23 protein-coding genes are annotated in these 24,128 nt (G+C 46.2%); 9 read left to right on the top strand and 14 right to left on the bottom strand.

Features of this window, described 5'->3' with window-relative positions:
- Position 1: 1 nt before the first annotated feature.
- Both spoVAD and spoVAC read right to left on the bottom strand, forming a co-directional pair.
- On the bottom strand, positions 2–1,018 hold the full coding sequence (spoVAD, locus tag J7E78_RS12295) for a stage V sporulation protein AD (RefSeq protein ID WP_215076456.1): 1,017 nt from the start codon (positions 1,016–1,018) through the stop codon (positions 2–4).
- Positions 1,015–1,518: a stage V sporulation protein AC gene (spoVAC, locus tag J7E78_RS12290; protein WP_036615164.1), complete on the bottom strand. Its 504-nt coding sequence runs from the start codon at positions 1,516–1,518 to the stop codon at positions 1,015–1,017. Before spoVAC ends, spoVAD begins: the two co-directional genes overlap by 4 nt.
- Before the next feature lie 649 nt (positions 1,519–2,167).
- Between spoVAC and J7E78_RS12285 the strand changes: the two genes are divergently transcribed.
- Positions 2,168–3,241 (top strand): M42 family metallopeptidase, encoded by a 1,074-nt coding sequence (locus tag J7E78_RS12285; protein ID WP_215076455.1) that lies wholly within the window; start codon positions 2,168–2,170, stop codon positions 3,239–3,241.
- A gap of 352 nt (positions 3,242–3,593) precedes the next feature.
- Positions 3,594–3,914, top strand: coding sequence for a hypothetical protein (locus tag J7E78_RS12280; protein ID WP_215076454.1), 321 nt, complete (start codon positions 3,594–3,596; stop codon positions 3,912–3,914).
- A gap of 231 nt (positions 3,915–4,145) precedes the next feature.
- Here J7E78_RS12280 and J7E78_RS12275 read toward each other — a convergent pair whose 3' ends face one another.
- A complete protein-coding gene (locus J7E78_RS12275) occupies positions 4,146–4,853 on the bottom strand; it encodes a metal-dependent hydrolase (RefSeq protein ID WP_215076453.1) in 708 nt (235 codons plus the stop codon).
- 275 nt (positions 4,854–5,128) lie between these two features.
- On the opposite strand from J7E78_RS12275, the gene nirB reads away from it, so the two are divergent.
- From nirB to J7E78_RS12255, 4 genes are all read left to right on the top strand, one after another.
- On the top strand, positions 5,129–7,558 hold the full coding sequence (nirB, locus tag J7E78_RS12270; protein WP_215076452.1) for a nitrite reductase large subunit NirB: 2,430 nt from the start codon (positions 5,129–5,131) through the stop codon (positions 7,556–7,558).
- A 58-nt stretch (positions 7,559–7,616) separates the two neighbouring features.
- Complete coding sequence (nirD, locus tag J7E78_RS12265; protein ID WP_215076451.1) at positions 7,617–7,943, top strand: nitrite reductase small subunit NirD; 327 nt, start codon at positions 7,617–7,619, stop codon at positions 7,941–7,943.
- A 49-nt stretch (positions 7,944–7,992) separates the two neighbouring features.
- Positions 7,993–8,775, top strand: a complete 783-nt coding sequence (locus tag J7E78_RS12260) for a formate/nitrite transporter family protein (RefSeq protein ID WP_215076450.1) — start codon at positions 7,993–7,995, stop codon at positions 8,773–8,775.
- 274 nt (positions 8,776–9,049) lie between these two features.
- On the top strand, positions 9,050–9,679 hold the full coding sequence (locus tag J7E78_RS12255) for a YfbR-like 5'-deoxynucleotidase (protein WP_215076449.1): 630 nt from the start codon (positions 9,050–9,052) through the stop codon (positions 9,677–9,679).
- On the opposite strand, the gene J7E78_RS12250 is transcribed toward J7E78_RS12255, so the two are convergent.
- Positions 9,680–10,489 carry a response regulator transcription factor gene (locus J7E78_RS12250; RefSeq protein WP_215076448.1) on the bottom strand — a complete coding sequence of 270 codons (810 nt, stop codon included), beginning with the start codon at positions 10,487–10,489 and terminating at the stop codon, positions 9,680–9,682.
- Positions 10,490–10,493: 4 nt separating this feature from the next.
- Complete coding sequence (locus J7E78_RS12245) at positions 10,494–12,371, bottom strand: cache domain-containing sensor histidine kinase (RefSeq protein WP_215076447.1); 1,878 nt, start codon at positions 12,369–12,371, stop codon at positions 10,494–10,496.
- A gap of 177 nt (positions 12,372–12,548) precedes the next feature.
- Here J7E78_RS12245 and J7E78_RS12240 point away from each other — a divergent pair, with 177 nt between their 5' ends.
- From J7E78_RS12240 to J7E78_RS12230, 3 genes are all read left to right on the top strand, one after another.
- Positions 12,549–13,853, top strand: coding sequence for an ABC transporter substrate-binding protein (locus tag J7E78_RS12240; RefSeq protein ID WP_251034983.1), 1,305 nt, complete (start codon positions 12,549–12,551; stop codon positions 13,851–13,853).
- A gap of 100 nt (positions 13,854–13,953) precedes the next feature.
- Positions 13,954–14,826, top strand: a complete 873-nt coding sequence (locus J7E78_RS12235; RefSeq protein WP_017687164.1) for a carbohydrate ABC transporter permease — start codon at positions 13,954–13,956, stop codon at positions 14,824–14,826.
- Position 14,827: 1 nt separating this feature from the next.
- Positions 14,828–15,652, top strand: coding sequence for a carbohydrate ABC transporter permease (locus J7E78_RS12230; protein WP_036668529.1), 825 nt, complete (start codon positions 14,828–14,830; stop codon positions 15,650–15,652).
- A 162-nt stretch (positions 15,653–15,814) separates the two neighbouring features.
- Here J7E78_RS12230 and J7E78_RS12225 read toward each other — a convergent pair whose 3' ends face one another.
- The 9 genes from J7E78_RS12225 to J7E78_RS12190 all read right to left on the bottom strand — a co-directional run bounded on the left by J7E78_RS12225 (position 15,815) and on the right by J7E78_RS12190 (position 24,113).
- Positions 15,815–17,143 (bottom strand): MFS transporter, encoded by a 1,329-nt coding sequence (locus tag J7E78_RS12225; protein ID WP_215076446.1) that lies wholly within the window; start codon positions 17,141–17,143, stop codon positions 15,815–15,817.
- A gap of 20 nt (positions 17,144–17,163) precedes the next feature.
- Positions 17,164–17,799 (bottom strand): TetR/AcrR family transcriptional regulator, encoded by a 636-nt coding sequence (locus J7E78_RS12220; RefSeq protein ID WP_215076445.1) that lies wholly within the window; start codon positions 17,797–17,799, stop codon positions 17,164–17,166.
- A 60-nt stretch (positions 17,800–17,859) separates the two neighbouring features.
- Entirely contained in the window at positions 17,860–18,627 is a 768-nt protein-coding gene (locus tag J7E78_RS12215) for an ABC transporter ATP-binding protein (RefSeq protein WP_215076444.1), read from the bottom strand.
- 12 nt (positions 18,628–18,639) lie between these two features.
- Positions 18,640–20,973: an ABC transporter permease gene (locus J7E78_RS12210; RefSeq protein WP_215076443.1), complete on the bottom strand. Its 2,334-nt coding sequence runs from the start codon at positions 20,971–20,973 to the stop codon at positions 18,640–18,642.
- Positions 20,974–21,008: 35 nt separating this feature from the next.
- Positions 21,009–21,749, bottom strand: coding sequence for a thioesterase II family protein (locus J7E78_RS12205; RefSeq protein WP_215076442.1), 741 nt, complete (start codon positions 21,747–21,749; stop codon positions 21,009–21,011).
- 25 nt (positions 21,750–21,774) lie between these two features.
- The gene (locus J7E78_RS12200; RefSeq protein ID WP_215076441.1) at positions 21,775–22,659 is read right to left on the bottom strand and encodes a hypothetical protein; all 885 of its coding nucleotides are present in this window, start codon (positions 22,657–22,659) and stop codon (positions 21,775–21,777) included.
- Positions 22,656–22,919 (bottom strand): acyl carrier protein, encoded by a 264-nt coding sequence (locus tag J7E78_RS12195; protein WP_017687156.1) that lies wholly within the window; start codon positions 22,917–22,919, stop codon positions 22,656–22,658. The genes J7E78_RS12200 and J7E78_RS12195 overlap by 4 nt, the downstream gene beginning before the upstream one ends.
- Positions 22,920–23,110: 191 nt before the next feature.
- Positions 23,111–23,242, bottom strand: a complete 132-nt coding sequence (locus J7E78_RS29685) for a hypothetical protein (RefSeq protein ID WP_285229406.1) — start codon at positions 23,240–23,242, stop codon at positions 23,111–23,113.
- A 19-nt stretch (positions 23,243–23,261) separates the two neighbouring features.
- The gene (locus tag J7E78_RS12190; protein ID WP_215076440.1) at positions 23,262–24,113 is read right to left on the bottom strand and encodes a 3-hydroxyacyl-CoA dehydrogenase family protein; all 852 of its coding nucleotides are present in this window, start codon (positions 24,111–24,113) and stop codon (positions 23,262–23,264) included.
- Positions 24,114–24,128: the final 15 nt, after the last annotated feature.

Here is a 24,128-nt window from a genome sequence, read left to right as displayed (position 1 = left end):
TTTATCCCTCCATTTCTATAGCTACGGCATGTGCAATACAGGGAATACTTTCACCCTGCTGGTACGAAATCGGAGACAACAGTGCCCCGGTAGCAACGACAAGCACACGCTTAAGATCACCCTTCTGCATTCGGTTCAAAATGTGACCATAGGTGACGGTGGCAGAACATCCGCAGCCGCTTCCCCCGGCAACCACATAAGGCTGTTTCTCCCGATCATAGATCATCAGGCCGCAGTCATTAAAAACCGTCTGATCCATGGGAATGCCTTCTTTTTGCAAAAGTTCTTTCGTAATGGGCAGACCGACGGAAGCCAGATCCCCGGTCACAATGAGATCATAATAGCCGGGTTCCAATCCCGTATCCCTGAAATGAGAGATTATAGTGTCGGCTGCTGCTGGCGCCATGGCTGAACCCATATTAAAGGGATCTTTAATGCCCAAATCCATAATGCGTCCAATAGTGGCTTTGGTAACAACGGGACCATCACCAGTACGGGAGACCACACCACACCCTGATCCAGTGACGGTATATTGCGCATAAGGCGGCTTTTGGGAGCCATATTCCGTCGGATACCGAAATTGTTTCTCAACCGTACAATTGTGGCTAACCGTTCCTGCAAGTACATAATCGCCAGCTCCGGAGTCAACAATCATGGACGCTAGCGCTAACGTTTCCATGGAAGTAGAGCAGGCACCAAAGACACCCAGGTAAGGCACACCCAGTTTTCGCGCTGAAAAGGAACTGCTGATAATCTGGTTCATCAGATCTCCACCCACAAAAAATTGAAGCTCTTCCTTGGTGATATTTGCATTAACCAAAGCCAGTTGAGAGGCCTGTTCGAGCAGTTTGCGTTCTCCCTTTTCCCACGTTTTCTCGCCGATCTCGAGGTTGTCATAGACATAATCGAAATCAGATGACAGTGGACCCTCTCCTTCTTCTGGTCCTACAACTGCAGCTTTACCGATAATTCGCGGACGATTTTCAAACTGCCATGTCTGGCGACCCAATCGCTTCACAGGTGCCCACCTCCAAATCCCAAAAAGGCGTAAACGATTCCTACGACAAATGCTGCCACGACACCAAACACGATAACGGAACCAGCAAGTTTAAACATATTGGCCCCTACACCTAGCACCAGTCCTTCAGCACGATGTTCCAGTGCAGCAGAACACATGGAATTGGCAAATCCGGTAACCGGTACAGCAGTTCCCGCTCCTGCCCATTGAGCCATTTTATCGTAAACGCCGAGACACGTTAGAATAACTGATATGAGAATCATGACCGCCACCGTAGGACTGGAAGCTTCCTTCGATGTCATGTCGAAACCGGCCATAAAAGCCTCTTGAATGGCCTGTCCAATCAAACAGACGGTACCCCCAACTAGAAATGCTTTGAGGCAATTTTTCAGGATTGGACGAGGCGGCTCATGTTTTTTTGCAACTTTTTTGTACTCCTTTTCATCCATGGACAGGGACGATGATTTTTTTTCGCTTCCGGATGCAGATTGAGCTGGCAAGATACAAGACCTCCTCTATGTGAAAATGGTTCAAAGCTACGGCTGAATGCCAATGTGTGTAATCCTGTATTCATTGTTTGTTAATAATCGGAAGGTTATGTATCCGGCGACAGACAGCATATGTTTCCAACAAGATCATGTTGTGGAAGCAAGATGGGAATACGCCGGATTTGAGGACTTTTAGATACGTTCTATAAATAAAGAAGAACAATCACGAGCAAGATAAAAAGAACGATAAACAGTACTTTTTCCGTGCCTTCTTCTGGAGGCTTCATTGGATATTTAGCTCCTTCCTGTAGACAGACAAAAAAATATTGAACATAAAGAACATCACAAAATGATGACATCTCCTCCATATATTCATATTCATTGAAGTGGCATCAGGACTACGACTACAGCGGATAGAATCATGAAACTTGGACACGGTAAGCGCCCAAAACATGCCTTAAATACGTGACATAAACATGGACAATCACTTGCGCAAGGTTCATACTGTAATGTGACCAGTGGTTAAATAACAAGTCCTCAGCATATTAGAGTGCGTGTTCAAAAAAGATAAAAGACTTTTTGAACTACATTTGAAGGACAACAGGCGGGTAGCCGTTCTACTGTGACCTGATTTACATACCAACAGAGGAGTTGTTGACACATGAATGAAAAAACGATGGATATGTTTCGTACGTTGACGGAATTTCCTTCGGCATCCGGTTTTGAACGTGAGCTTCGCGGCTGGATGAAAGATAAGCTTTCCGCTTATACCGATGAGTTCGTCCAGGATCGCCTGGGGAGTCTATTTGGTGTATTACGCGGGGAGGAATCCGGTCCTAAAGTTATGGTAGCCGGACACTTTGATGAAGTTGGTTTCATGACTACAGGCATTACGGAAACAGGTATGATCAAATTCCGTCCACTGGGTGGATGGTGGAGTCAGGCTGTACTGTCTCAGCGACTGGAGATCATCACACCTGATCGTCGGATTACCGGAGTTGTAGGTTCTACACCTACACACTTGCTGGACGAATCCCAGCGGAACAAACCTGTTGATCTGAATTCCATGTATCTCGATATTGGAGCAGACAACCGTGCAGAAGCAGAATCCTGGGGCATTCATCCAGGGATGCAGATCGTGCCAATCTGTGAATTCACACCTATGGCGAACCCGAAAAAAATCATGGCCAAAGCGTGGGATAATCGTTACGGCGTTGGACTTGCACTTGAACTGGTTGAAGCGCTGCACAAGGAAAAACTGCCTAACACGCTTTACGCTGGTGCAACAGTTCAGGAAGAACTGGGGCTTCGCGGTGCACGTACGGCGGCCAATCTGATTCAGCCTGATATCTTCTTTGCACTCGACTGTAGCGCGGCGAATGATATGACAGGTGACAAACAGTCATTTGGACATATCGGAGAAGGTGCATTGCTTCGTATTTTTGACCCGGGTATGTTCACCCATCGCGGAATGGTGGAATATGTTCAAGATACAGCTTCATCCAATCAGATCAAAATGCAGTATTTCATCTCGCCAGGTGGTACGGATGCAGGTCAAGTTCACCTGAGTGGCATTGGTGTACCATCAACGGTGATTGGTATCTGTGCCCGTTATATCCACACCTCTTCTTCCATCATTCATACGGATGACTACGAGGCGGCCAAGGAACTGATTGTGAAGCTTGTCAAAGGTCTTGATCGGACAACGATGAATACCATAATTAATAACGCGTAAAAGTTGACTTGATTTTCAAATGGACAAGAGACCTCCTGACTATATAGGGAGGTCTCTTGTCCATTACCACAACTATATCAGTTGAACTATACATTTACACAAGAACGTAGAGGACAGAAATAAGCTGGAGAAGCGAAGCGTTCGCCTTTATACTCCGATTTTTACCTTTGAGAAAGGGAATCAGAAAATCTGAGTATAACAGCGATCGGAAGGTTGTTCTGTCATCGGAGTGGTAGGTGTAAATATTCTTTAGTTCAACGTACGTAGATTAATAGGCCGAACATTATAGGGAATTACACATAAGATACAATAACGGAAGATGAATAAAACACCAAGCAGCGGGGGACCTGTTATGGCAGTGAGAAGGAATGGAAAATCGAATAAAGGTTCCAAAAAAACAAATGCCGCAAACACCCTTCTCAATGGCAACCTTAAAAGAAGAAATCTGGAACTTATTGTTGCAGCATTACTGGTAAGCGGGAAGTTAAGAGTGGATGCGGTCACGTTGTTTCGAGAAGCTACTCTGGTCGTTGAACTGGTCGGGCAGTATAAAACGTTACAAAATATTACACCATCGAATCAAGACAAACTGGTGCAATTCCTCGATGAGATCGGTGGCGATATGACGTTGAATGACGTTATAGGGGCTTTCCAAGAGAGAATCAATTCCTAAACGCCAAGAAATGAGGTTGAAGTGATGTCTGACTTTGACGGAAATGGGTTCGCTGAGCTACTGATCATTGTCATTCTTGTTGTTTTATTTGTATTTGGTTCTTCCGATATTGACGACCTGACTGATTCTCCTTCTCAATCCTGAATTGGCTAGGTTATTACGATCCATTCATTATGAAATGCATACCTGTAAACGCCAGCCCACAATATACGGGCTGGCGTTTTTGGATGGCTATAGAAATAGCGGTGAGAATGCAATCCAGGCCAAAATAAGAGTAAGCACAATGCAGACATTCTCTACAACGGCCCCACGCTTGGTCCCTGTACTCATCAGATTCACCCGTATGCGCCACTTGAGCGGTGGCAACGGACGAATCCCCCGATTGGTGAGTGAATCGGCCAACAGATGCATCGCGTATGCCGTGCCTCCCGCTACCCAGATCTCCGGTCCCTGCTGCTGGGTCGTGCTGTACAACAAGCCCGTCCATATTGCGGTTCCGTACAGGGTATGTGTCAGTCCCCTATGAGTCAGAGTGGTGCAGAGCATTAACAAACTGCCTGCAATCAAGTTCCACGGTGCGAACGCGTGACCATAGAAGACCAGTCCGAGTCCAATCGCAAACATCAACACTTTGCGAAGCGAACGTGAAGGCAGGAATGACACGAGCGCAATGAGGATCGCAAGCAACAGGTTCCATGGTTTGGCATGAACATAGAAATACACAAATACAGCTGTGGGCAACAGAATCGTCTGTAACAACCTGATCAGACTGTTAGGCAAGGCTCTGGATACCAGCAGCGAATTTGGCTCATCAATGTCAGGCAATAACGAACCAATCAGTGCAACCGTAACTGCCGGCGCTGTCACTGGCATACCGGCCAACTGCAGAACAGAGAGCGACACGCCTGTCCCGATAATAAGGTGGGATCTTCCCATCATGATGCAAAAACGTCCTTTCAAAGAAATCGGGAACAATACGGCCCAGTTCCGATTTTACAACGAAAACAAAATAAGAACAATAGTTCGCATTTCTTATTTGTATGAAAATAAATATCACTTTCTGTGATGGGGCTCACACTATTATATTTATGACTCTTCTATCTTTAATAGTGAATTAAATCACATAAACTGTCGTCAACACCTCGTATAATTTCAAATATAAACCACTAAAATTGCAGGTAATGTACAGCGTCTATCCAAGGAGGCATACACACATGAACGGAAAAAAAGAGAAACTCGTTATCATAGGTAACGGAATGGCAGGAATCAGTACTGTAGAACAAATTTTGAAATTAACATCGCGATTTGATATTACTGTTTTTGGCACAGAGCCCTACCCTAACTACAACCGCATTATGTTGTCCTATGTATTGGAAGGAAGCAAAACACTGGATGACATCGTGCTGAACGACCTTCACTGGTATGAAGATTACGGCATTACGCTGCACACAGGCACAACGGTTACAAGAATCGATGCCGAGAAACACGAAGTTGTGACTGAAGATGGAACCCGCGTTCCTTATGACAAAATTATCATTGCAACAGGCTCCAACTCCTTCATTCTCCCCGTACCGGGACATGACAAAGAGGGTGTTGTCGGTTTCCGCGATATCGCTGATTGTAATGTGATGCTCGACGCTGCTAAACAGTACAAAAGAGCGGCCGTCATCGGGGGCGGACTACTGGGGCTTGAAGCTGCCAAAGGTTTGGTACAACTCGGCATGGAAGTTACCGTAGTGCATCTGATGGAAGATCTGATGGAGCGTCAGCTTGATCCGCAAGCTTCAGCCATGTTGAAAGCTGAATTGGAACGTCAGGGTATCCGGTTCAAGATGGGTGCGCAGACTTCCGAACTGCTGGGCGGCGAACGCGTTGAAGGGATACGTTTTGCAGATGATACGGTTCTGAATGTTGATTTTGTGGTCATGGCTGTAGGCATTAAACCCAATACAGCTGTAGCCCGCGAAAGCGGTATGGAAGTGAACCGGGGTATTGTCGTGGATGACTATATGCAGACTTCACTTGAGAATGTGTATTCGGTCGGGGAATGTACAGAGCACCGCGGGGTGTGTTACGGCCTCGTTGCCCCATTGTTCGAGCAAGGTATGATTCTCGCGAAACATATCTGCGGTGTGGAGACCGCTCCATATGAAGGTTCTGTAGTATCTACGAAATTAAAAATTTCGGGTGTAGACGTCTTTTCAACCGGTGAATTCATCGATAGTCCAGAGCACACCGTCATTTCCCACAAAGATGACTGGAAACGGACTTACAAAAAAATTCTGCTTCGTGATAATAAAATGGTCGGGGCCGTTCTCTTCGGTGACATTACGGATTCTGCCGAATTGCAGAAACTGATCAAACAACAGACCGAAATGACCGAAGAATTGTATGGTTCACTGATGGGTACAGGCTGCGGCGATCATAAGAAAGCAACCTCTGTTGAAACGATGCCCGAGGACGAGATCGTCTGTGGATGTAACGGTGTAACTAAAGGAACCATTGTTGATGTAATTACAAACCAGGGCCTTACCACTGTAGATGAAATCAAAGCCTGTACCGGTGCAACACGCTCTTGTGGTGGGTGTAAACCGGTTGTGGAACAGATTCTGCAATATGTACTTGGAGACAACTTCAGTACTGGAGCCAAACAGGGCATCTGTGGATGTACTTCCATGGGACGGGATGAGATCGTAGCCGAGATTCGTGCAAAAGGATTACAAACGACCAAAGAGGTCATGAACGTACTGGGATGGAGTCAGCCAGAAGGTTGTTCCAAATGTCGTCCGGCAATCAACTATTACCTTGGTATGATTGCACCGGACACGCACGAAGATGAGAAGGAATCCCGTTTTGTTAACGAACGTATGAACGCGAATATTCAAAAAGATGGAACGTATACGGTTGTACCTCGGATGTATGGCGGGGTGACTACACCGGCAGACCTCAAACGGATCGCTGACGTTTCAGTCAAATATGATGTGAAAGCAGTCAAAGTTACCGGGGGTCAGCGTCTCGACTTGATTGGTGTCAAAAAAGAAGATCTGACTAAAGTCTGGGCTGAACTGGATATGCCTTCAGGGTATGCATACGCCAAATCGCTGCGTACGGTCAAAACATGTGTTGGCTCCCAATTCTGCCGATTCGGTACACAGGATTCCATGGCCATGGGCGCTCGCATTGAACGTAAATTCGAACGTCTGGATCTGCCAGCCAAGTTTAAATATGCTGTCAACGGTTGTCCGCGAAACTGTGCAGAGGCATGTACCAAAGATATCGGTATCGTAGGTAACGACGGAGGCTGGGAAATCTTCATCGGTGGTAACGGCGGTATTAAAGCAAGACTGGCTGATTCCTTATGCAAAGTGAAAACGGATGAAGAGTTGATTGAACTTTGCGGAGCCATCATGCAATATTACCGCGAGACAGGTAACTATCTGGAACGGACGTCCGAGTGGGTGGAACGCATGGGTCTGGTGCATATTCGTTCGGTTGTCGTGGATAACCTTGAGGAACGTAAAGCGTTGATGCAGCGGATTGAATTTGCACTTGAGCATGTTGAAGAACCTTGGCAAAAAGCGATTCGCAATGAAGAAGGCCAGAGTAAAATGTTCCATGGCATCGAAGTATCAGCTCGTCCATAAGTAAGCTTACAAGATTAATACTGCTGGAATGTTAAATATAGAGAAGGAGTGGTTTAAGATGACGACAAAACAATCAGGCACCTACTTCCCTGCCGGAGTAGTTGAAGAATTCCTGCCACGAATCGGAAGAGTAGTTGAAATTAAGGAACATCAGCTTGCTGTCTTTCTGGCATCAGATGGCACCATCTTTGCCGCTGATAATCACAACCCCCACCCCAAGGGTGGGCCCCTGGCAGAAGGTATCGTGTCCGGGCATTATCTGTACGATCCGCTGTATGATTGGAAAATTGACTTGACTACTGGTGTTGTGCAAGCACCGGACAATGGGCAAGTGCAGATGTATCCGGTGAAGGTAGAGAATGGCCAAGTCTGGATTGAAATATAGCTCCATTGAAACGTTCATAGATTGATGCAAAATAATGGGGGAAACCGTGATGTATACACCAAGTGTTGAGGGAATTATTGAAGCTGCGGTTAAAAAACGGGATCAGATGAACTCAAATCTTTCACGCTACATGGTTGCCGCCTTAATGGCGGGTGCCTATGTAGGGCTTGGCATCGTACTGATCTTCAGTATCGGTGCCCCGCTCCTAGCGGCACAGTCACCACTGCAAACCATGTTGATGGGCATGTCCTTCGGACTCGCCCTTACACTGGTCATCTTTGCCGGATCGGAACTATTTACAGGCAACAACATGTTTTTCACCATGAGCACGCTCGCAGGCCGGACCACAGTTAAAGATACACTGAAAAACTGGGGACTCGTCTTCCTCGGCAACTTGTTAGGTGCGATCCTGCTCAGCCTGCTTATTGTAGGCAGCGGCCTGTTCAAAACGGCTGCTCCCGAACATCTTTTATTCGTTGCTTCTGCCAAAAAGATGGCTGCTCCCGTATCGGAGTTGTTCTTCCGCGGCATTCTTTGTAACTGGCTTGTCTGTCTGGCGATCTGGATGGCTGCTCGCACGAAAGAGGATATCGCCAAAATTGCTCTCATCTGGTGGTGTCTGTACGCCTTTATTGCAAGTGGGTATGAGCACAGTGTTGCCAATATGACTTTGCTGTCCTTGTCCTGGCTGTTGCCAAACCACCCGGATACCATTACTCTGGCAGGCTGGTTTCATAACATGATCCCGGTGACGCTTGGTAATATCATCGGCGGTGTACTGTTTGTTGGTATGGCGTATTGGTATACTTCGCCGGTACGTAAAAAATCATAATTATTGGTTCAACTGCACTTATGTAGCGTTAAGTAAGACAACAGCTGCACACTAAAGCCACGATGGATGCTGAACTCACGTTCAGTCACACATCGTGTTTTTTTATTGTTTGTCGATAACCTGCCTACTTTCTCCTACGTCTCCCTTTCATCCTCTCGTCCTTTTATAGCTTCATTTTACCTTCGTTGCTATCTGCGTTAATCCACAGTTGACATAACTGATGTATAGTCGATGGATACTCACATTTATATCTCAGCAAAGGATGATCGCCTATATGGGAATTCATACGTACTTCAGATCATTGAATGATCTTGAACGCATTATTCGTACACCTGGCAAATTCAAATTCGAAGAACACAGCGTATCCGCTCATTCCTGGAAAGTGGTACAATACGCCAAAACGCTCGCAGATATTGAGGAGCAACATGGAGTCACCATCGATTGGAAGAAGTTATATGAGATCACAAGCAGTCATGATTATGGCGAAATCTTCATCGGTGATATCAAAACACCCGTCAAACATTATTCACTGGAGCTGCGTTCGATGCTGCAAAAGGTGGAAGAAGGCATGGTTGAACATTTTATTAATGAAATTATTCCTGAAGAGTTCCAGCCTATTTTCCGCAGACAGCTGCGTGAGGGCAAAGACCAATCGGTTGAAGGACTGATTCTCGAAGTCGCAGACAAGATGGATCAGGTATATGAAGCCTTTGCTGAGCTCCAACGTGGCAATACGGAGAAAGAATTTATCGTTATGTACCGTTATGCCTTGGTCAAAATCAAAAATATCGACCTCCACTGTGTGCAGTATTTCCTGGAACAGATTCTCCCCGACATGATCGAAGAAGGTATCCGCTCCCCGTTTGATATTCGCAAAATAACCGAAGAAGCTCTGGCCCAGTAATCAGCTCAAGTCAACATGGGACTCATCATCCATGGACAGGGCTTTTTTTCGTTCCTGCAATTGCAGTCGGTACTCGCTAGGGTACATGCCCGTTTTGTTTTTGAAGACCCGGCTGAAATAGTGAGAATCACTATACCCTACCGCTCCACCAATGGTCTTGATATCCATATTCTCATGAGTAACGAGCATGCGTTTTGCTTCATTAATCCGCAGACCTGTCATATATTTCAGCGGAGTCTCGCCCGTTACTTTCTTAAAACACTTTCCCAGATAGTCCACACTAAAATGCATCTGTCCCGCCATGTCCTGAAGTGTTACCTCATGCATGTAATTCTGCTTCAAATACAGCTTAACAGCCTCTGCGATATCCTCCGGCTTCACCTGCTCGTCCAGCACGGCACTGACATGGGCAAGCGAATCCACAGCGCTCCCAAGCTTCAGCTCCATCGCATCCAGTAGTGTACGAAGCTGTTCTTCCGATAATGGTTTGAGCAGATAATCCTCCACCTTGTAACTGATCGCCTGCCGTGCATATTCGAATTCATGATAACCACTCAGAATAACAATCTTCACATGCGGATAGGCAAAATACAGATGTTTGGCGAGTTCCAATCCATTCATTACCGGCATCTGTATATCCGTTACAACCAGATCAGGTACGGAATGTTCAATGAGCTGTATCGCTTCCTGACCGTTCCGCGCTTCACCAATCACCTCGAACCGGGTGCCCAGCTCTCTGAACTTGCGCGAGACATTCCGGCGAATCAGGGCTTCATCTTCCACAATAATCGTTCTGTATTTAATTGTCATGGGTTCAGTCATGCTCCTTTCGAATGGAACCACCTATGGTAATCTGGACACCGCCGGAAGGCTTGTTCGTAATCTGCATGTGGGCTGCCGTGCCGTACCATAATTTCAATCGGACCCATATATTTTTGAGTCCCATGCCGTTAATCTCAAGCTCAGGCATACGCTCCCACTCCTGGGACTGTTCGATATAATGCAGGATTTTGGCAAGTGCCTCGGGTTCCATGCCAGGCCCGTTGTCTTCTACGTGGATCTGCCAGGTCTGCTGTACCGCATCCATAGCTCCAGTAATATTCAGTTTCCATGGAGGGGTATCACCCAGTCCATATTTCATAGCATTTTCGAGTAGTGGTTGTACCATTAACATTGGAACCTGAATATGTTGCATCTCAGCCGGAATATGGAACTCGTAATGCATGTCATCCTCAAACCTAATCTTCATACACTCCAGATATCGCTCACAATAATCCAATTCTTGAGACAGTGGAACTCCATTCTTTCCCGGAGTAGAAATATAACGCAGCATAGACGCAATATTGCCGCAGAACGCGACAATCTGCTCATTCATGCCTTCTTCCGCCATGATGCTAATATTTGTGATGTTGTTATAGAGAAAATGCGGGTTCATCTGAGATTGCAGCGCGAGTAATCTCGCTTCTGTCTCCTGAGATTTCATCGCCAGCCTGTCCTGAAACGATTGTACAAGCTGTTGATTCAGCCGGATAAACGTATCATTCAGCTCATCCATCTCCCGGATAGAACCGGGATGCTCCAGCTTGAACAACTGACCGGAATCCTGACCCGATACGAGATCATTCTCACCCGTTTTCTGAATAATGCGCTGCAAACGATGCAGCGGCAAAGTAACCCGTTTGGAGATCAGATACGAGAGAACCAGAATCAGCATGAGAGTAGCTAACGTGGCACCAATAAACATCACAGCCATCCGGTTGAGACTCGCGAAAAGGGACTGTTTGGATTGCATGACAATAACGGTCCATCCCGTCTCCTGTGACGTCATGTACGTCATCATTTGTTTGGACTGACTCAAAGGATCAGTAATCTCCTGCATCGTATCAGGCGGAAATGAAAGATTTTGAATCAAGTCCACATCATCAAAATGGCCTGCTTGAGAAGCATCGGCATCCCAAGAAAGTGGATACAACCGTGTATTTTGTTCATCCACTACATAGATCCGAAGATCCTCGTTACTTGCCTGCAGATCATTCAAATGCTGGAACAGGGTTCCGGCATCCTGCAAAATCTCAACGACACCCTGGCTAACATAATTGCCATCTTTGTATACACGGGTAAGCGAAATGTAAGGTTGATCTGATTTACCCTCGCCTGTTGGCATGGGCAAAGCTCCCCCGTCTAACAATTGGATCACTCGCCATCCGCTCCGCTCCCAGGTTTCCTTGTACCACGGTCGCTGAGTCAGGTCTACCGACAGTTGACCATTGAATGCACCCGCTCCCAGCATCTTGCCATTCACATCATAGATGTTGGCTTGCTTGGCTGTATTGGAGCTGCTGATGATTGCGAGAATGACATCAATCAGTGTGGTTGTATCCTTATACAATGCCGGATCACTCGTCATTGTCTGCTCGCTATCCTCCGCTGGTGCCAAGTAGTGACTGAAGTGTTCTTTGACCAGATTGGAATACACAATATTCATGGAGAAGTTATTCATTTTCACCACTTCCTGATCCAGGTTACTGACGATTGATACCCCCAGTTGTCTCTGCTGTTCTTCACTTCGATGACGGATGTCACTCGCGAGAAAAACATAGAGAAGCCCCGCCACGATGAGCGAAAAAATAATGAATACCGCAGAGTAATAGGCAAACAGACTTTGCTGAAGCGTTCCAAATCGATATCGCAATCCCCATACACCTCGTCCTATGATGATATCTGTCACACCATTCGAAAATGTCCACCCAACAGAACGCTTTTGTCTATTGAGCACATCCGCTGTTCACAGTAAAGTTATCCACATAAGAATACGCTTACACCAAGCGTTTCGGCAAGTGACAATTTTCTTTATATTCCGGGAGGTTTAATGATGAGAAAACGATTTCTATTTTCACTTGCAAGTGTGCTCCTGCTCTCCACGCTGCTGCTTGCCGGGTGCAACTCAGGTAAAAGTACAGAAGGTTCGGGTAAGGTGACACTCACGTTTGGAACGAGCCAATCGGGTATTCCGCGTACAGGCATCATGCAGACGATGGCCAAGGAATATGAGCAGGAGACGGGTGTCAAAATTGACTTCCAGGTCGTCCCTGACGCACAGTGGCGTGACCTGATCAAGGTGAAGCTGGCCTCTGGCGAAGCACCGGACATTTTCAATGTCGATGTGGACCCACTGAGCATGCCGGCTAACGTAAGACCGGAGGAAAATGCCATTGACCTGACCAATGAGGAATTCACAGGTCGGATGTCTGAAGAGATTTTGCCAACCGTCAGTCACAATGACAAGGTGTACGGGGTTTCTTTTGCGCCAACGAAAATCTGGTATGTGTACTATAACAAACGTATCTTCCAAGAGCTCGGCATTGAGCCTCCTACATCCTATGCCGAATTCAAGGCGATCAGCCAGAAAATTAAGGATAAAGACATTATTCCGTTCTATCAGGCACCTGCCAGCGGGTGGTATCAGGTTCTGCCACTGTTCGAAACGGGGCCTAACTATGAGCAAACGACAGCGGGAACCTACGAGAAGCTGAACAATAATGAGATGAAAGTAGCTGATATGACACAGCTTAAGACGGTCATTGAGCAGTTGAAGGAATTTGCGGATCTCGGTTATTTCGGCAAAGACTTCTTGTCCAATACGGTTGAAGCGGGAATTGAAGCGTTTGGTCAGGAGAAAGCGGCTATGCTGCTGCGGGTGCCAGGGACGGAAAAGGAAGTCTCCGAAGCGTATCCGGCAATGAAAGACAATATGGGGTTCTTCGTCATGCCGTGGGGAGATAATCAGACGATTGGTGTGAATCCGGGCGGATCGGCTGCGATGTTTGGTAACAAAAACAGTAAACATCCCGAAGAAGTGCTGAAATTCTTCCGTTGGATTACCGAGCATGATCATCTGCAACGTGTGTTTGATGAAGGTGAAGGCAACTTGACGATCTGCTGGCCAGAAATCGAACCAAAGCTGACAAAGGACTATATTGATTATGAGAAAAATCATGAAAAAGGTACGGTCATGCAGGCCGCTGTGAAATACATTGATCCACAATGGATGGATATCGGCAAGGACTTGTCAGGCATGTTCGCTGGCGCAATGACACCGGATCAGATTCTGCAAAATATTGATAAACGTCGTGCTGAACAAGCCAAAGTGCTGAAAGATGAGAAGTGGCAGTAACAGCGCATATTGCAGATAAACATAAACGCTGAACAACGTTACATGCAGCGGGCACTTGCCCGCTTGTGTATTTTGGCAGGAAGGAAAGGTGTTACCGGTTATGAATGCAAACAAAATCTATCCCTGGTATTTCTCATCTGGAGCGATTGTGTTATATCTGCTGTTCATCGTTGCTCCCGCCCTGCTGGGCATCTATTATTCGTTCACCGACTGGAACAGCTATAGTTCGGAGAAGAACTTTATCGGTCTGGAGCATTTCCGTACCATATTGGCGGGTGATCCGACCTATCTTCTTTTTATCAAAAATACAGTCCTCTTCACCCTGGTTACGTCCATCGCCAAGACCGTTCTGGGCTTATTTCTGGCTCTACTCCTGGTTAGCGGTGTAAAGGCCGCCAATCTGCACCGGATGATCATCTTCTCCCCGCAGGTGCTGTCGTTCCTGATTGTTGGGCTTGTGTTCAAAAGTCTGCTTGACCCCAACAACGGGTTCGTTAACGTGACCCTGCGTTCGATGGGACTGGACGTTCTCGCCCAGAACTGGCTGGGCTCCCTGACCTGGGCCATGCCATCCATTATGGCAGTGGACACGTGGAAAGGCATGGGCTACATCATGGTGCTGTTCATCGCCGGACTGCTCGCGATTCCCCGCGATTACTACGAGGCAGCTTCCATTGACGGCGCCGGGTTCGGGCAGAAGTTGTTCCGAATTACGATTCCGATGCTGATGCCTACGATCACCATCGCCACGGTGCTCAATATTACGTACGGGCTGAGAGTATTCGATGCCGTATACGTGCTGACGAACGGTGGACCCGGTAACGCCACGGATGTGATTAACACGGCGGTCTATTCCTCTTTTGCCAAAGGATATTGGGGACTGGGGAGTGCGCTATCTACCATTCTGTTTGTCATCATGGCGATCATCTCCTTTTTCATCATTCGTTTGATGAACCGAAAGGTGGAATACTGACATGCGATTGAGAAAAAGACTGGCTTCCATCGGGTTAAATGCGCTCGCCTGGCTGCTTAGCCTGGTGGTCCTGATTCCTTTTGTCGTCATTGTACTGAATTCATTCAAGTCGGACGCCGAGGCCAAAGTGCTGAAACTGACGTTGCCCGAGAAGTTTATCTTTGAAAATTACAAAATCGTCTATGAACAGGGACACTTGGGCGGTTCTTTTTTCAACAGTCTGCTGCATTCCGGGGCCTCTTCCCTGCTATTGGTGTTTGTTGTGGCCTTCTCGGCCTTCACGTTATCCCGCAACCATTCGAGGCTCAGCAAGTTTCTGTACTTCTTCCTGATTCTTGGCATTACCTTACCGCTTAACTACATTCCGCTGATGGAAGTCATGAAGTCGATGGGTATGATCAATTCACATGTCGGCATGATTCTGCTCTATACAGCCATGGGGATTCCGATCTCGCTGTTCATTACGTATGCATTTGTATCCAATATTCCAAAGGAACTGGACGAAGCTGCCATTATGGACGGATGTAACGGGATCAAGCTGTTCCTGAGAATCATTGTACCTTTGTTAACCTCGGTGCTGGTAACGGTATTTGTTCTTAATTTCCTGAGTGTCTGGAATGAGTTTACTGCCCCACTCTATATGCTGAATACAGTGGAGATGTGGCCGATGACGCTGGCTGTATATAACTTCTTCGGACAATTCAGTGCCCAATGGAATCTGGTCAGTGCCGATATCGTGCTCACGTCATTGCCTGTGTTGATTGTGTTCCTCATTGGGCAAAAGTATATTGTAGGAGGACTAACTTCAGGGGCTGTTAAAGGGTAAGCTCCACCGATAATCCAAATTCACAAACGCCTCTTGTATAAGTACATCTGCTGACTCCTCAGCACAAAAAAGCCCTTGTCTGCTCATCGTGTAAATAACTTCTTCGTACAGAAGAAGTATCGCACGCTGCTGCGAACAAGGGCTTACGCTGTTAGATTCGAATTAATCGTGCGCCAACCCGCCAACATCGGATGGAGCCTTTATATCTGGGCTCTGCTCCAGAGATTTGATCATTTTCAAACGGGATGTGATTATTGCGATCAGAATAACAAACAGACCCGCGATGATAAACAGAAAGGCAATACCTCTGCCTGGCCCGGTTCCAATAATTTGACCAACAGACGAAGCCAGTGCTCCCCCCTCCATCAGCAACGGATTAAACACATGGTCGGCCAGGAATCCAGCCAGACTGTAAGCTATAATGAACCCGAGCTGGGACAAAATACCGATGATGCCCCATACCCTGCCCTGCTTCTCGTTGGCGATATTGTTTCGCACCAGCACATCTGCGCTCATGTTGACAAATGGCAGTGATGACAGGAACAGAAAACCTGCGAAGATAATAAAATAAATGTTAGTGGATATCCCCAGAAGCGAGAAGGACAAGCCGCACAAAATCAGACCCATCACAAGTACACTTGCGTATCTCTTTGTTATTGTAAATATGCCGATGCACAAGCTGCTAATCAGCATGCCGATGGCGCTAACAGACTGAAACGTTCCAAGTGTCTTTGCATCCGTGAATGATAGAAGCATCGGACCAATGAGTGTCTCCAGGAATCCTAGATAAAAGGTGACCAGCGAAATAATCACCACCAGCAACAGTACTCCCTTGTTGGTTACAACTTCCCTCCAGCCCTCTTGAATATCGGTGATCCAGTTTCTGTCTTCTTGATCGTCTCGCTCCACCTTCATGCTCTTCCGAATAACCAGCACAGCCAGAATAGCAACCAGGAATGTCAGAATATTAATGACCAGAATGACTTCAATGGTTGTTATACTAAGCAGAATGCCCGCAATGATGGGTGAAAACAGAAACTTCGAGGATTCAGCCAGTTGTACAAGACCGCTGCCTTTCGAGAATTGATCCTTATCCAGCAGGTCCGTAGCAGAGGCCTTATATGCCGGGCTCTGCAGCGCGGAAAACACGGAACTAAAGGCCACTCCCACATAGATATGCCATAATTGGATATCACCTGTGAGCATAATGGAGAGAATGAAAATCAAACCGGCTGCCGACCCCAGGTCGCCGATAATCATCATCGTCCGCCGATCGAATCGGTCGGCCATTACACCTCCAATAGGTCGAAGCAGGATATTCGGCAGAAACGTGAATAAGGTGATCAATGCAACACTTGTTGCCGTATTCGTTTTTTCGAAGGCATACACCCCCAGGGAGAAGGCTGTAAGTCCAATCCCAATCATGGAGATGAGCTGACCGAACCATACTACCAGAAACTTTCTAAATGATTTTTGAACGGTATGTTCCATGGATGATACTCCTTTCTCGGCTAAGCTTGATTCGGAAAATAAAGACGAGTGACGTAGGCGAAGCTTCCTTTTTCTGCTCCCAGCACACGTTCCAAAATATGTGTGAATGCTTCAACCTTTTTTTGGAGTTCTTCCTCCTCCCATTGAAAGATGCCTCGATCGAGTAAAAATTGTGACGATACGAGCAGGAATTCGATGGATTCCTTTGGGTTAGGCGTATGAAATACCCCCTCCTGAATGCCCTGCTCTACCACCTCGGCCAAGATGGGACTTAATCGAATTACCGTCTCTACCAGACTCTTTTGGTGCATCTCCACATTATGAACACTGTGTAATTGCTCGATGAGATCATGTTTTCTGCCGTCTGGCTGATTCTGCGCCATCATGATGCGAAAGATTTTGTCATGGGCGTTCAGTTTAGGGTCGGACACCACGTGCCTGGCCGATGCCTCCCCGCTCAGAATAAAACGCATAACGATGGCGTTCATAACCTCTTCCTTGGACTGAAAATAATAATAAAATGTACCCTTGGCAATGTTGCACGCCTGAAGGATATCCATGACCGTAGCTTTGGTGTACCCCTTTGTTATGAACAGAATCTCGGCGGCATCCAAAATCTCGTTCCTGCGTTCTTCCGGGTTTTTTATCAGTCTCATATCCTGGCCTCCGATACGTTCGACCGACTGTCGGTCTATTGTAGTCATGAAGTTCTTTGTTTAGAACCCCATTTCAGTCAACCATTGCGTTAAATGGCTTTCCCTTGTTTTTAGATCCTGACGCTCACTTGCATATTTTCCAATATTTTTGTCTGCAACCAGCTTACCGTCCATCATAAACAGTACACGTTCCGATCTGGCAGCAACTTTCACATCATGGGTCACCAGCAGAATGGTTGTACCCGCTCTATTAATATCGCCCAGAATATCCATGATCTCATACGTTGACTTGGAATTCAGCGCCCCCGTTGGTTCATCGCCGAATAAAATATCTGGATTATTAATTAGCGCACGGCAGATGGCAATCCGTTGAAGCTGTCCGCCTGAGGCTTGGGTGATATTATGCTCAGCCAGCTCATCAATCCCCATTTTTTTCATTAATGACATTGCCCTTGTATTAATCGTTTCTCTGCTGCTATTCTTGGCGAGATACGCGGAAAGTACGATATTGTCTAACAGATTCAGGTTCTTGAGCAGATGAATATTTTGAAAGATGAATCCCATCTTGGTCAAACGTAGACTTGCCAGATCCCTCTCCTGAAATGCCGATATTTTTTTGCCATTAAAATAGACACTTCCAGCACTAATCTGATCCATACCACTTATGTTGTACAGTAAGGTAGACTTGCCTGAGCCAGATGGCCCCATGATGGAAACAAATTCTCCCTTTTTTAATTGAAGGTTGATATCTTTTAAGATGTTATGTTCTTCATTCTCACCGATCGCTACGGATTTATTCACGTCTTTAGCCTCAAGTATAGTTGTCATCGTTGATCCTCCCTATTCGACAATCATTTTGGATATGCTCGATTCCTTGATCGATTGGATGCTAATCCATGCCGTCAGTACAATCGTGCCCGCAAGTAACAATGGACACAAAATATATGCCTGTAACGGGTTAACAACAAAAACAATATTGGAAGCACCAAACGTCGACATAATGGCACTAACCAGCAACGGACCCAACGTATTGGACAATATCGTTCCAGTAACAACCCCTAAGATTAATATGACAAGTGACATCACGACATACTTGAACTTGATTTTAGACAAGGCAAACCCAAGACTTCTTAGTACAGCAATGTCGTTGTTGTCCTTGGCTACTAACATCTGAAGGAACAGTGCTGTAATTAAAATAGATATGAAGACACCGATGACCAAGGCCAGCATCGTCACCAATTTCAATTGTTCGATGGTTCCGCCTAACGTCTGATCCAGATAACCTTGAAGATCGGTTACTTTGGCTGGCGAGAAAGCCGCCTCATATTCAGCAATTTTGGTAGCCATTTCCCCGCGATTATTCAGATCCAAACTGACCACGTACCACAACACACTATCCTTGTTGTAGGGCAATAAGGCCTTCGCCGTTTTGCCACCATTCGTAACGTCCTGGTATATTCCGCTGACCTTCATCATCTGGTCCTTGCCATTAACCAGCAAAGTAAGTTGCTCACCCGTCTTCAGGCGCAGCTCGCTACTGTTCGCATCCGATAACGCAATTTCATTCTCGGTTGTTGGCGCATTACCGCTAACATAAGACAATGGGAAAATACTGAAATCTCCAGTTTCTACACTCAGATTGTCGTAACTTCCTTCCGCATTTTTAATCTTGAACTGGCTTGTTACCAATGGGGAATACGCTTTGATGTCTTTATCATTTTGGATCTGGGCAACCAGATTGTCATAACGCTGCTCCACATCGTCTGTGTGCCTCAAGTCAATGCGAATATCACTTTGTCCAACACCCATATAAGAGATAAAACTTGGCGCCTGCAAGGTGTTCAGGAAATTGACCGGCACAATCATGATAAATGAACTGACTACAAAGACGAACAACAATAATCGGAACATCTTGATTCGCTGTATGACTTCCTTCAGACCAAGAAAGACAGGTACGGAAGACCAGCGATTGCGGGACAAACTAAGCCGGTTTCGAATGATCTGTGTATCCCCCAGGCTCCCGGTACGGAGAGCATCCACCGCGGAGATGGAACGAAAGCGCCGCAGTACCGTTCGACAGAACAGAACAACCATGGCAAATATTATTCCAGCGGCTAATAACGGAATCGCGAAATGCAACAGGGTTGCAGGTGCTTTTCCCATATACAACATGATGTTAGAAACGAATAGTCTGTTAACGCCAAGTGATGCAATGTAACCAAGCACGGATGCGAATCCGGCCATAAATACATACTTCATCAGATACAGTCTCTTAATATCCTTCTCTGCGATCCCTATCGCTTTCATGACACTAATCTCACGATAATCCTCTTCGATGGTCGCAAGCATCGTGAATCGGATGCAGAGCATCGCGATCAGAATCAGCACAAGACTGACCAAAATAATAACGGCTGCAATAACTCCGTCGGTCATGGCATTCAATACCTGGAACAGCCCATAGGTTACGACTGGACCCGCGTTGGGAAGTCCGGCATTTTGGTACGCCTGGGTAAATTCACTCGTCAGTCCGGGATCCGTCAACCGGAATTCAATGAGATACTCCATCTCTCCGATGCTCTGCTTCAGTTCCTGCAAATTCCCATCACTCACAATAAAACGTTTGGAGTGCACAACCGATGGATTCATCTGAGCATCACGGACAAAATCAACGATGGTGTAAGAACGCTCAAATTGACCATTATCGATCCGAACCTGGTCGCCCACGCTCAATTTTTTTTGCTGCATGTAATATACCGGAACCGCGATCTCGCCATCGTTCACCTGAATAATCTCACTGTCCAGATTCAACAAGTAGTCGAAACCCTGATTCTGTGTAACAAAGTCAATGTCCATAACGCTGTTCTTCTCGGACTCTGCTCCGAGAAACAGATTAGAGCCGTCAATGTTGACCATTTCCACAATCTGATGCTGCTGGACCATGGCATTTTCTTCAGCCCACGTGTTCACTTTGGCCTGATCGAGTTCTCCGGCATGCATTTGCACAAAGTGTGGTGTTTTGGATTCAGAAAATAGATATTGGATAGAACTCGTCAGTTCCATAATCATTCGTGACCCCGAAGATACCAGCAAGGCGGCCAGCAGTACAAAAATAAATAACGCAGCCGTAATCCCTTTTTTTCTCGTTATATCGTTTCTCAGCATTCGTAGCAGCATAAACGAACATGGCTCCTCTCATCTACAAGTTGTTCCTATTTATCTGGAGTCATAAAGCTTGTCAGACAATGCGCCACCGTTGAAGGTTGATGCATCATGAACATGTGAGCACCCTCTTTGATGGTTTGAAGCTTCATGGATGTGTCAAAATATCGGCCCCATCTCAACGCTGATTGAAGGGTAACGGTACGATCCCGTTCTCCCCACAGATACAATACCGGCAATGAGAGCGGCTCATATTCAAGCGTTGCTGCAGATTCCAGCATTCTGAAATCCGCCCGGATGACGGGCAGAAAATAATTCAACAATTCTTTTTCATGTATCAGTTCTTGCGGAAGAGCTTCATAGGAAAACAGATGATCAATCAGATTTTCGTCTGACATTCGATCATAATTCTGCATCCCGCATTCGTCAGGTGTGTTGCAGGCAGATAACACAAGTCGTAGCGTTTTAGCTACATCTGGACGTTCCTGACATAAGCGCTGCGCAACGAAGTAGGCTGTAATCCCTCCCAGACTATGTCCAAATAACAGGCTGCCGGGCTGTACAACATCCAGCAGCTTGCTGGTATACAGTTCTACGAGTTGCTGCATATGCTCCAGGGGTGTTTCGGTGTTCAGACCATGACCGGGGGGCGTAAACGCCCAAATTTCCGTGTCAGGAAGGTACGGCACTAGGGGCTGAAAACTGTTGGAGTTGCCACCGAGATAAGGAAAACAGACCATTTGTCTGTTCCCCTCCCCCTTTTGTAGCTGCTCCAAATAGATCGGTTCCATCACTTATCCACCACCATAACCAGGCTTACTTTCTTTCCAGAACATATGCAGGGAATGTCTGAAGTGAAGTATCCACATTTTTACGCTTGAAGATGACATGTATGACAATAGCCGATATTACAAAAAAGAAGAATTGCATAATTTGAACTTGCGGATTAAAGTAGTACAAATCAATTTGACTTCCTGTGGCTACAAGCCAGAATGCAAGCAGATAAAACAGAAGTGTACCTTTGGTTGCATTGAAGATATAACTTTGGAACACGATAAATGCCATAAGCTGAACAACGTAGTATATGTAAGTGGTTGAGGTGCCAAAAGAGGAAATCAAGTATCCCGGAAGCACCCATAATCCGAACAACAGGCCGGTAAGCAGACCACTTGTTATATTATTTTTTAACTTCCCTTGCAAGAATGGAAGCAAAAATCCGATCCAGCCAAACAGCCCACCGATCAGCCCCGTCTCCTTGATCAGATTCACAATCCCCAACCAGATCATTTCAGGTACACTATATGTCAACTCAGGGACCGGTATGCCGAATAACAAGGAACCAAAGTGCATTGTTGATGCAAAGATGATGGAAATACCAATAATGAGCGGTATCCAGAACAGATCCTGTCTGCGCGGAACCAGCTTCATAAACATTCCTTTTAATGCTTCCGTGCCGCCCATCACATAACATGTAATTAATCCGGCAATGGAAGGTGAATACAGAGCAACGATCGCAAGTGGATGCATCAAGGTTAACTCACCTGTTATGGGTACAATAAAATCCGCAAAGAACATGAACAAACTTGCGATTCCATAACATGTGCCAAAGGAAATTCCCAAAAACAAATACATATATTTGTTGGACGGGCTGGTTTCCGGACTTGTGACTGGACGAATGGATGCCTGATTAGCTGTAATCATAGTGCCGCCTCCTTCTCAGTCAACTTTCTCTCAATAAGATCATGCAAACGGTTAATCGTGCAGAAATTAGCCAAATCCAGATCTTCATTTGCTATCTCAATCTGGAATCTACGCTCTACAAAGTCCACCAAACGCATAGCAAAGAGCGAATTGACGAACCGCTGCTCAAAATAATTGTCATTATCATTAATTTGAGTGTCCTCATGATCCATGGTGAGGTTGTTCCCGATAAACTCCCGAATTTCCTGACGATAATCCACTGCCCTTCCCCCTTGTTATTGATGTTGCCCCTCGGGCACAAAAACCTCAATGTAATCTGGAAAATCTACAGCTTGCTGCAAATCATGATAAAACAGTACTCTTGCTTCCTGATCTGCAGATTGCTGCTTGAAACCGGCAAAGCGATAGCTCTGCATCAGTTTTTACTGGCAACAGAATGCAAAATACCTCGCTAGTCCAGTTTTTCAATCACCTCCTTTAAGCCCGGCTTCAGTTGCACACCTGCAGATTCAAGCAAAACCCCATCCCATATGGTGTGGTCCAGATCCCAAACGATGCATTTGATATCCTTGAGCTTTTCCATGGTCATGCCACCCTTCATCTTAGTAGGCATAGAATCCTTGACCTGTCTTCCGCCCCCACTGTCCTGCATCAACCATTTTCTGCAACATCGGACAGCATCGGAATTTGGGGTCCTGATAGCTGTCGTACAATACTTTTAATGAATGTACGACCGTATCCAGACCAATCAGATCCGCCGTCTCCAGCGGTCCCATCTGATAATTGAAGCCCTTCTTCATAATGGCGTCCACCTGCTCGGGTGTAGCGATTCCATCCTGTACAATGTACGCCGCTTCATTCATTAACAAGTGCGAGAGACGATTAGAGACAAACCCGGGCAGATCCTCTATGACAACTGGACTTTTATCAAGAGTTTCCAAAAACGCTACCATCTCATGTTCCGTATCCTCCGTTGTATGATGTCCTTTGATCACCTCCACCATGGATTTAACGGGAACCGGATTCATCAGATGCACCCCAATGGCTCGACCTGGGTCAGGCAAAAATGAAGCGAGCTTTGTCACGGAAATACAGCTTGTATTTAGCGCAAATAAAGCATCAGGACGAGCCTTGTGGTATAGTCGTGCGTAAACTTCCTTTTTCAATTCCAGGTTCTCGGTTACATTTTCAATAATGATACTTGCCTCTTCCACACCTTCATCTTGTGTCTGGAACGAGATTCGTTCCATGATCTGATCCAGGGGCACCTGACCGTACCCTTGCTTCAAAAAGCAAGCTGAACGATATTCACGACGTATAACATCAGGGGCGTGTTCGATGACGGACGCCGAAATATCCTGCAAAATTACACGATAGCCAGCCCTCGCGACATCCAGTGCTGTGGCGCATCCCATCACCCCTGCGCCAATGATTGCAATGAGTCGATTATGCATACTTAATCACCTCCT

This window comes from Paenibacillus polymyxa, assembly GCF_018614975.1.
GTDB classification, from domain to species: Bacteria; Bacillota; Bacilli; order Paenibacillales; family Paenibacillaceae; genus Paenibacillus; species Paenibacillus polymyxa_E.
The sequence above is the reverse complement of the archived record's forward strand: the minus strand, read 5'-3'. Positions and strand labels throughout refer to the sequence as shown.

Excerpts from the sequence above, each read along its gene's own strand:
- J7E78_RS12285 (WP_215076455.1), top strand. The coding sequence starts at position 2,168 with ATGAATGAAAAAACGATGGATATGTTTCGTACGTTGACGGAATTTCCT.
- J7E78_RS12280 (WP_215076454.1), top strand. The coding sequence starts at position 3,594 with ATGGCAGTGAGAAGGAATGGAAAATCGAATAAAGGTTCCAAAAAAACA.
- J7E78_RS12275 (WP_215076453.1), bottom strand. The coding sequence starts at position 4,853 with ATGATGGGAAGATCCCACCTTATTATCGGGACAGGCGTGTCGCTCTCT.
- nirB (WP_215076452.1), top strand. The coding sequence starts at position 5,129 with ATGAACGGAAAAAAAGAGAAACTCGTTATCATAGGTAACGGAATGGCA.
- nirD (WP_215076451.1), top strand. The coding sequence starts at position 7,617 with ATGACGACAAAACAATCAGGCACCTACTTCCCTGCCGGAGTAGTTGAA.
- J7E78_RS12260 (WP_215076450.1), top strand. The coding sequence starts at position 7,993 with ATGTATACACCAAGTGTTGAGGGAATTATTGAAGCTGCGGTTAAAAAA.
- J7E78_RS12255 (WP_215076449.1), top strand. The coding sequence starts at position 9,050 with ATGGGAATTCATACGTACTTCAGATCATTGAATGATCTTGAACGCATT.
- J7E78_RS12250 (WP_215076448.1), bottom strand. The coding sequence starts at position 10,489 with ATGACAATTAAATACAGAACGATTATTGTGGAAGATGAAGCCCTGATT.
- J7E78_RS12240 (WP_251034983.1), top strand. The coding sequence starts at position 12,549 with ATGATGAGAAAACGATTTCTATTTTCACTTGCAAGTGTGCTCCTGCTC.
- J7E78_RS12235 (WP_017687164.1), top strand. The coding sequence starts at position 13,954 with ATGAATGCAAACAAAATCTATCCCTGGTATTTCTCATCTGGAGCGATT.
- J7E78_RS12230 (WP_036668529.1), top strand. The coding sequence starts at position 14,828 with ATGCGATTGAGAAAAAGACTGGCTTCCATCGGGTTAAATGCGCTCGCC.
- J7E78_RS12225 (WP_215076446.1), bottom strand. The coding sequence starts at position 17,143 with ATGGAACATACCGTTCAAAAATCATTTAGAAAGTTTCTGGTAGTATGG.
- J7E78_RS12220 (WP_215076445.1), bottom strand. The coding sequence starts at position 17,799 with ATGAGACTGATAAAAAACCCGGAAGAACGCAGGAACGAGATTTTGGAT.
- J7E78_RS12215 (WP_215076444.1), bottom strand. The coding sequence starts at position 18,627 with ATGACAACTATACTTGAGGCTAAAGACGTGAATAAATCCGTAGCGATC.
- J7E78_RS12210 (WP_215076443.1), bottom strand. The coding sequence starts at position 20,973 with ATGCTGCTACGAATGCTGAGAAACGATATAACGAGAAAAAAAGGGATT.
- J7E78_RS12205 (WP_215076442.1), bottom strand. The coding sequence starts at position 21,749 with ATGGAACCGATCTATTTGGAGCAGCTACAAAAGGGGGAGGGGAACAGA.
- J7E78_RS12200 (WP_215076441.1), bottom strand. The coding sequence starts at position 22,659 with ATGATTACAGCTAATCAGGCATCCATTCGTCCAGTCACAAGTCCGGAA.
- J7E78_RS29685 (WP_285229406.1), bottom strand. The coding sequence starts at position 23,242 with ATGGAAAAGCTCAAGGATATCAAATGCATCGTTTGGGATCTGGACCAC.
- J7E78_RS12190 (WP_215076440.1), bottom strand. The coding sequence starts at position 24,113 with ATGCATAATCGACTCATTGCAATCATTGGCGCAGGGGTGATGGGATGC.